The organism is Streptomyces himastatinicus ATCC 53653, assembly GCF_000158915.1.
Lineage (GTDB): Bacteria > Actinomycetota > Actinomycetes > Streptomycetales > Streptomycetaceae > Streptomyces > Streptomyces himastatinicus.
Genome location: NZ_GG657754.1, coordinates 3679773 through 3688632, shown reverse-complemented (window position 1 = coordinate 3688632; position 8860 = coordinate 3679773). Strand labels below are relative to the sequence as shown.

The window sequence follows — 8860 nt, the reverse complement described above, 5'->3', positions numbered from 1 at the left end:
GCCGCCGCGGCCTGACCGCCATGGCGCCCGAGTCGGCCGTCGAGGCACTGGGCCGTGCGGTGCGGGCGGACGAGCCGTTCGTCGCCGTCGCCGATGTGGAGTGGGCCCGCTTCGTACCGGAGTTCACCGCGACCCGGGCGAGCCGGTTGTTCGACGAACTGCCCGAGGCCGCGAGCGTCGTACGTTCCGGTGGCGCGGAGCCCGCCGAAGCGGCGGCCGGGCCGGAACTCGGCCGACGGCTGGCGGGGCTCGCCCCCGCCGAACAGGAACGCCTGCTGGTCGACCTGGTACGCACCCACGCCGCCGCGGTGCTGGGACACGCCGGAAGCGACGCCATCGCCGTGGGGCGCGCCTTCAAGGAACTCGGCTTCGACTCGATGCGGGTCATGGAGCTGCGCAACCGGCTGAACACGGCCACCGGTCTGCGGCTCGCCACGGGCGCGGTCTTCGACCACCCCACGGTCACCCTCATGGCCCGCCACTTGCGCGCGGAACTCGTGGGCGACGCGGACCCGGAACCCTCGACAGCTCTGGTAGCCGGCCCTGCCCCGGCGGACGACGAGCCGATCGCCATCGTCGCGATGGGCTGCCGACTGCCCGGCGACGTCCACACCCCGGAAGAGCTGTGGCGCCTCCTCGACCAGGAACGCGACGTCATCGCGGGGCTGCCGACGAACCGCGGCTGGGACCTGGACAACCTCTACGACCCGAACCCGGGCCGTCCGGGACGGAGTTACGTCCAGGAGGGCGGCTTCCTCTACGACGCCGCCGAGTTCGACCCGGCGTTCTTCGGGATCTCGCCGCGCGAGGCCCTCGCGATGGACCCGCAGCAGCGGCTGCTGCTGGAGACGTCGTGGGAGGCGTTCGAGCGGGCCGGGATCGACCCCGTACAGCTCAAGGGCAGCATGACCGGTGTCTTCGCCGGTATGACCTACCAGGACTACGCCGCCCGTCTGCACGAGGCACCCGAAGAGTTCGAAGGCTTCCTGCTCACCGGCAAGTCGTCCAGTGTCATCTCCGGCCGCATCGCCTACGCGCTGGGCCTCCAAGGGCCCGCCATCACCGTGGACACGGCGTGCTCGTCGTCCCTGGTGTCGCTGCACCTGGCGGTGCAGTCGCTGCGGGCGGGCGAATGCTCGCTCGCCCTGGCCGGTGGCGTGGCGGTGATGGCCGCGCCCGGCATGTTCATCGAGTTCAGCAGGCAGCGCGGGCTCGCGGCGGACGGACGCTCCAAGGCGTTCTCGGACGCGGCCGACGGCACCTCCTGGTCCGAGGGCGCGGGCATGCTCCTGCTGGAGCGGCTGTCCGACGCGCGGGCCAACGGCCATCCGGTGCTCGCGGTCGTACGCGGCTCCGCCCTCAACCAGGACGGTGCGTCGAACGGTCTGACGGCGCCGAACGGCCTCTCACAGCAGCGGGTGATCCGCGCGGCGCTCGCCAACGCGGGTGTGTCGGCGGCGGATGTCGACGTGGTCGAGGCACACGGCACCGGGACGACGCTCGGCGACCCGATCGAGGCGGAAGCGCTGCTGGCCACGTACGGGCAGGAGCGGGCCGAGGGGCGTCCGCTGTGGCTGGGCTCGCTGAAGTCCAACGTCGGGCATACGCAGGCCGCGGCGGGTGTGGCCGGTGTCATCAAGATGGTGCTGGCACTCCGGCACGGGGTGCTGCCGCGGACGCTGCACGTGGACGAGCCGTCCACGAAGGTGGACTGGTCGGCGGGTGCGGTGGAGCTGCTGACGGAAGCGCGGGAGTGGCCGGAGGCGGAGGGCCGTCCGCGCCGGGCGGGCGTGTCCGCGTTCGGGGTGAGCGGCACGAACGCGCACGTGATTCTTGAGCAGGCGCCCGAGGCGGAATCGGGTGAGGCGGCTGGTGTGGTGCCGGTGGCGGTGCCGTGGGCGGTGTCGGGACGTGGTACTGGGGCGTTGCGCGAGCAGGCGGCGCGGTTGCTGGCCCGGGTGGAGGGTGATGCCGGGCTGTCGCCGGTGGATGTGGGGTGGTCGCTGGCGTCCGGGCGCGCGGTGTTCGACAGCCGTGCGGTGGTGAGCGCGGGTTCGCGGGATGAGTTGGTGGCCGGGCTGGGTGCGCTGGCGCGGGGCGAGGAGGCTCCTGGGCTGGTGACGGGCGCGGCAGCGGGGGCTGGCGGCCGGGTGGTGTTCGTGTTCCCGGGCCAGGGTTCGCAGTGGTCGGGCATGGCGGTGGAGTTGCTGGATGCTTCGCCGGTGTTCGCGGAGCGGATGGCGGAGTGTGCTGCGGCGCTTTCCGGGTTCGTGGAGTGGAGCCTGCTGGATGTGGTGCGGGGTGCGTCCTCGCTTGAGCGGGTTGATGTGGTGCAGCCGGTGTCGTGGGCGGTGATGGTGTCGTTGGCGGCGCTGTGGCGTTCGTACGGCATCGAGCCCGCCGCCGTGGTGGGCCATTCGCAGGGCGAGATTGCCGCGGCCTGCGTCTCTGGTGCGCTGTCGTTGGAGGATGGCGCCCGGGTGGTGGCGTTGCGGTCGCAGGCCATCGCGGGCGGTCTGGCGGGTCGTGGCGGGATGGCGTCGGTGGCGCTGCCGTTGGCCGAGGTTGAGGCCCGGCTGACCCGGTGGGCGGGTCGGCTGGAGGTGGCCGCGCTCAACGGCCCGACCTCCGTCGTTGTGGCCGGTGAGCCGGAGGCGTTGGATGAGCTGGCGGCGGAGTGTGAGGCCGCGGAGGTTCGTTACCGGCGTATCGCGGTGGATTACGCCTCGCACACCTCGCACGTCGAGCTGATCGAGGACGAGTTGGCCCGGGTGCTGGCGTCCGTACGTCCGCAGACCAGCGAGGTGCCGTTCTTCTCCACCGTGACGTGTGAATGGCTGGACACTGAGACGCTGGATGCCTCGTACTGGTACCGGAATCTGCGGCAGACCGTGCGCTTCCAGTCCGCCATCGAGATGCTGACCGAGCAGGAGTACGGGGCGTTCATCGAGGTCAGCTCGCACCCCGTGCTGGCCATGAGCGTGCAGGACATCGCCGACGAGGCAGTGGTGACGGGCACGCTGCGCCGGGACGACGGCGGGCTGGACCGGTTCCTGACGTCGCTGGCCGAGCTGTGGGTCCAGGGTGTGGACGTCGACTGGACGCGGGCCTTCGCGGACGCGGGCGCATCGCGCGTGGATCTGCCCACGTACGCCTTCCAGCGCCGCCGCTACTGGCTGGACACGAGCGTGGGCGGCGAGGCCGTCGTATCGGGCCTCGGGCTGGAGTCGGCCGAGCACCCGCTGCTGGGGGCGGCCGTGGACCTGCCGGACTCGGCGGGTGTGGTGTTCACGGGGCGGCTGTCGCCGCGTACGCATCCGTGGCTGCTGGACCACCAGGTGCGCGGGGTGGTGCTGCTGCCGGGTACCGGCTTCGTGGAGCTGGCGGTCCGGGCCGGTGACCAGGTCGGCTGCGATGTGGTCGAGGAACTGACGCTCCAGGCACCGCTGATCATCCCGGAAGCGGAGGGCGTGCGGCTGCGGGTGACGGTGCGCGGACCGGACGACACGGGGCGGCGCGAGATGACCATCCACTCCCGGCCCGAGGACCCCTCGTACGCCGATGGCGGGTGGGTTCTGCACGCCACGGGCGTCCTGGCCGTGGCCGGGGCCGCCTCGTCCGCCGTACGGGCCCTGAGCATGTGGCCGCCGGAGGGCGCGGTGGCCGTGGACACGGCCGGTCTGTACGAGGACTTCGCCGCCGCGGGCTATGAGTACGGCCCGGTGTTCCGGGGTCTGCGGGCCGCGTGGCGGCGTGGGGACGAGGTGTTCGTCGAGGCGGTGCTGCCCGAGGAACAGCACGCCGAGGCCGCCGGGGCTGCTCTGCACCCGGCCCTGCTGGACGCGGCGCTGCACGGGCTGCGGCTGGGCGACGCGTTCGGGGACCGGTCCGTCGTGCGACTGCCGTTCGCGTGCCGTGGCGTCACGGTGCGGGCGGCGGGCGCGTCGCGGGTGCGGGTGGCGCTGGGCCCGGCGGGCGGGGACGCCGTGTCGGTGACCATCGTCGATGGCGCGGGGCAGCCCGTGGCGGGCATCGACTCGCTGGTGCTCCGGCCGGTCGACCCGGCGCAGCTCGACCTCGCCGGCCGGACCGGGCAGGGCGGTGCGCTGTACCGGGTGGCGTGGGAGCCGTCGCGGCAGGCGTCGGCCCGCCCCGGAGGACGCGGCACATGGGCCGTGGTCGGTCCGGGCGAATTCAAGCTGGGCGATGCCGTCGGCCCGTACGCCGATGTGGTGGCGTACCCCGACCTGGGGGCGCTGGACGCGGCGGTCGAGGCGGGCGCGACGGCGGCGCCGGATGCGGTGTTCGTCGCCTGCTTCCCGGACGACGGGGGTGGCGCTGAGACTTCCCGGGCGGCCGAGGGAGTGCGTACGGCCGTCGACGGCGCGCTCGCGACGATACGGACGTGGCTCGCCGACGACCGCTTCGCCACGGCCCGGCTGGTGTTCCTCACCCGGCACGCCGTGGTGGCGCGTCCGGGAGAGCGACCGGATCTGCTGAACGCACCGCTGTGGGGCCTGGTCCGGTCGGCCCAGGCGGAGAACCCCGGCCGGTTCGTCCTGGTCGACGTCGACGACATCGAGGTCTCCGGTCCGGCGCTGCCGTACGCCCTGGCCACCGACGAGCCTCAGGTCGCCGTGCGCAACGGCGAACTGCTGCTCCCGCGCCTGTCGCGGACGTCCCCGCCACCGGCGGAACCGGGCGCCGCCGAGCGCTTCGCCCCCTCGGGGACGGTCCTGGTCACCGGCGCCACCGGAACGCTCGGCGCGCTGCTGGCCCGCCACCTCGTCGTCGAGCACGGCGTACGGCGGCTCCTGCTGACCAGCCGCAGCGGCACCACGGCCCGTGGCGCCGCCGAACTCCAGGCGGAACTGGGCGCGTTGGGCGCCGAGGTGACGGTCGCCGCGTGCGACGCCGCCGACCGTGACGCGCTGGCGTGCGTCCTCGCCGAGGTGCCCGCCGAACACCCCCTGACGGCCGTCGTGCACGCGGCCGGAGTGCTGGACGACGGCATCGTCACGTCCATCACCCCGGAGCAGGCCGAGAGGGTGCTGCGGCCCAAGGTGGACGCCGCGCTCCACCTCCACGAGCTGACGCGGGACCTGGACCTGTCCGCGTTCATCCTCTTCTCCGGCGCGGCGGGCACGTTCGGCACGGCCGGGCAGAGTGTCTACGCGGCGGCCAACGTCTTCCTCGACGCCCTGGCCCACCACCGCCGGGCCCTCGGCCTGCCCGCCCAGTCGCTCGCCTGGGGGCTGTGGGCCGAACGCAGCGGTATGACGGAACAGCTGGGCGAGGGTGCCGTACAGCGGCTGGCCCGTACCGGCATCGCCTCGATGGAATCCGACCGTGGCCTGGCGCTCTTCGACGCGGCCGGGAGCCTGAGCAGCGACGCGGTGCTGCTGCCGATGCGGCTGGACACGGCAGCGCTGCGCAACCGCGCCGCGGCCGGTGGTGCCACCGAAGCCGACATACCGGCGCTGCTCCGCGGCCTGGTGCGCACTCCCTCCGCGCGCAGGGCCACCGCGAGCGGGGCCGGAGTCGGAGAGGGCGCCGAGGCGGCGGCGGGGAACGCGGCGGAGCTGCGGTCCCGGCTCGTGGGCCTCGACGAGGACGAGCGGCGACGCGCGCTCCTCGATGTCGTACGGACCCACGCGGCCGCGGTGCTGGGCCATGCCACGGGGGCGGAGGTCCAGCCGGGGCAGCCCTTCAAGGATCTGGGCTTCGACTCGCTGACCGCCGTGGAGCTGCGCAACCGGCTGAACGGCGCCACGGGGCTGCGGCTTCCGGCCACCCTGATCTTCGACTACCCGACGCCCAGCGCCCTGACGGTGCACCTGATGGCGGAGTTCGGCCCGGCGGACGCCACGACGGCGGACGCACTCGGGCTCCGTCTCGGGCTCAGCGAACTCGATGCGCTGGAAACAGTCCTCACCACGCTGCCCAAGGACGATGCACACCGCGGAATCATACGGTCCCGATTGCGGGATCTGCTGGCGCAATGCGAAGGCGACGGCCTGAGCGATGGACAACACGCGACCTCTGTAGTGGACCAACTGGATTCGGTAAGCGACGACGATCTATTCAGCTTCATCGACGATCAGCTCTGATATCGCGGCGCTGATCTACCGCAATACCGATGACAGCATCGCCGTACCCGCTATGGCTGGACGCTGCTCGGCGTGAATTTTCTTGAACGGGGAGAGGAAAACCACGGGGATGGCAAACGAAGAGAAACTTCGTGCCTATCTGAAGCGTGTCACCGGGGATCTGCACCAGGCCCGGCAGCGCTTGCAGCAGCTGGAGGACGGCAGCGCGGAGCCGATCGCGATCACCGCGATGAGCTGCCGTTACCCGGGCGGCGTGGAGTCTCCCGCGGAGCTGTGGAACCTCGTGGCCTCCGGTGTCGACGCGGTCTCCGGATTTCCCACCAACCGTGGCTGGGACCTTGACGATCTGTTCGACTCCGACCCCGATGCCAAGGGGAAGAGCTATGCCCGCGAGGGCGGTTTCCTGCGCGACGCCGATCAGTTCGACCCGGCGTTCTTCGGTATCTCCCCGCGCGAAGCCATGACCATGGACCCCCAGCAGCGGCTCCTGCTGGAGACCGCCTGGGAAGCCCTCGAACGAGCCGGAATAGAACCGGATTCGCTGCGCGGCAGCCGGACCGGCGTTTTCGCGGGCGTGATGTACGACGACTATGGCGCGGCCCGTATTTACGGCGGCAGCGCGGACGAGTTCGAGGGCTATCTCGTCAACGGCAGCGCGGGCAGCATCGCCTCGGGCCGGGTGGCGTACACCCTGGGTCTTGAGGGCCCGGCGGTGACGGTGGACACGGCGTGCTCGTCGTCGCTGGTGTCGCTGCACCTGGCGGTGCAGGCGCTGCGCGCGGGCGAGTGCTCGATGGCGCTGGCCGGTGGCGTCACCGTCCTCGCCACGCCGAGCCTGTTCGTGGAGTTCAGCCGTCAGCGCGGGCTGTCGCCCGACGGCCGGTGCCGGTCGTTCTCGGACGACGCGGACGGTACGGGCTGGTCCGAGGGTGCGGGCATGCTGCTGCTGGAGCGGCTGTCCGACGCCCAGGCGAACGGCCACCCGGTGTTGGCGGTGGTCCGGGGTTCCGCGGTGAACCAGGACGGCGCGTCCAATGGTCTGACGGCGCCGAACGGGCCGTCGCAGCAGCGGGTGATCCGGGCCGCGCTCGCCAACGCGCGGATGTCGGAAGCCGAGGTGGACGCGGTCGAGGCGCACGGCACCGGGACGACGCTGGGCGACCCGATCGAGGCGCAGGCGCTGATCGCCACGTACGGGCAGGGGCGCGCCGAGGGGCAGCCGCTGTGGCTGGGGTCGCTCAAGTCCAACATCGGGCATGCGCAGGCCGCGGCGGGTGTGGCCGGTGTCATCAAGATGGTGGAAGCCATGCGGCACGGGGTGTTGCCGCAGACGCTGCATGTGGGTGAGCCGTCGTCCAAGGTGGACTGGGACGCGGGTGCGGTGGAGCTGCTGAGCGAGGCGCGGGCGTGGCCGGAGGCCGAAGGCCGACCGCGGCGTGCGGGCGTGTCCGCCTTCGGCGCGAGCGGGACCAATGCGCACGTGATCCTTGAGCAGGCCCCGGCCGTGGAGCCGACTTCGGATGCGGGCGACGCGGTGGCGGCTGGCGTTGTGCCGTGGGTGGTCTCGGGGCGTGGTGCCGACGCGTTGCGGGGGCAGGCGGCCCGGTTGCTGTCCCGGGCGGAGGGCGATGGCGGGCTGGCGCCGGTGGATGTGGGCTGGTCGCTGGCGTCGGGGCGGGCCGCGCTGGAGGACCGTGCGGTGGTCGTCGCCCCCGACCGCGAGGGGCTGATCGCCGGTTTGGGCGGTCTGGCACGGGGCGAGTCCGTCCCGGGCCTGGTGACGGGGTCGGTGGTCGAGGGCAGGGTGGCGTTCCTGTTCACGGGCCAGGGCAGTCAGCGGCTGGGGATGGGGCGCGCGCTGTATGACGCCCATCCGGTGTTCGCGGATGCGCTGGATGAGGTGTGTGCGGAGCTGGACCGGCATCTTGAGCGACCGCTGAAGGGTGTCCTGTTCGGCGAGGACGCCTCGGTGCTCGACCGGACCGGCTTCACTCAGCCTGCGCTGTTCGCGGTGGAGGTGGCGCTGTTCCGGCTGGTGCAGGCGTGGGGTGTACGGCCCGACTTCCTGTCGGGGCATTCGATCGGTGAGCTGGCTGCCGCGCATGTGGCGGGTGTGTTGTCGCTCGCGGACGCCTGCACCCTCGTAGCCGCTCGTGGCCGTCTGATGCAGGAGCTTCCGGCCGGTGGCGCGATGGTCGCGGTGCAGGCGTCGGAGTTCGAGGTGGCGCCGCTGCTGACCGAGCGGGTGAGCATCGCCGCTGTGAATGATCCGACCTCCGTGGTCATCTCGGGTGACGAGGACGCGGTGTTGGAGCTCGCGTCGGGCTTTGCGGCGCAGGGTCGTAAGACCAAGCGGCTCGCGGTCAGCCATGCGTTCCACTCGCCTCGGATGGACGGGATGCTGGACGCGTTTCGTGAGGTCGCCGAGGGGCTGACGTACGAGGCCCCGCGCATCCCGATCGTGTCCAACCTGACGGGCGAGCTGGTCTCCGCCGAGGAGATCGCGACCCCCGGCTTCTGGGTGCGCCACGCCCGCGAGGCGGTGCGGTTCCTCGACGGTGTGCGCGCCCTGGAGGCGCAGGGCGTCACCACCTACGTCGAGCTGGGCCCCGACGGTGTGCTCACCGCCATGGCGCAGGAGTGCGTGACCGGCGACGATGCCGCGTTCGTGCCGGTGCTGCGGGCGGACCGTGCCGAGGAGCAGGCGTTCGTCGAGGGCGTGGCCCGGGCGTGGACCGTTGGCGTGGCGG

2 protein-coding genes are annotated in these 8860 nt (G+C 72.4%); both read left to right on the top strand.

What is annotated here, in order from left to right; translation table 11 throughout:
- The coding region (locus SSOG_RS14875) for a type I polyketide synthase (RefSeq protein ID WP_106516399.1) at positions 1-6110 on the top strand (6110 nt) is incomplete at its 5' end.
- A gap of 82 nt (positions 6111-6192) precedes the next feature.
- Positions 6193-8860 (top strand): type I polyketide synthase (locus tag SSOG_RS14870; protein WP_425385418.1); only part of this gene is annotated, 2668 nt, incomplete at its 3' end.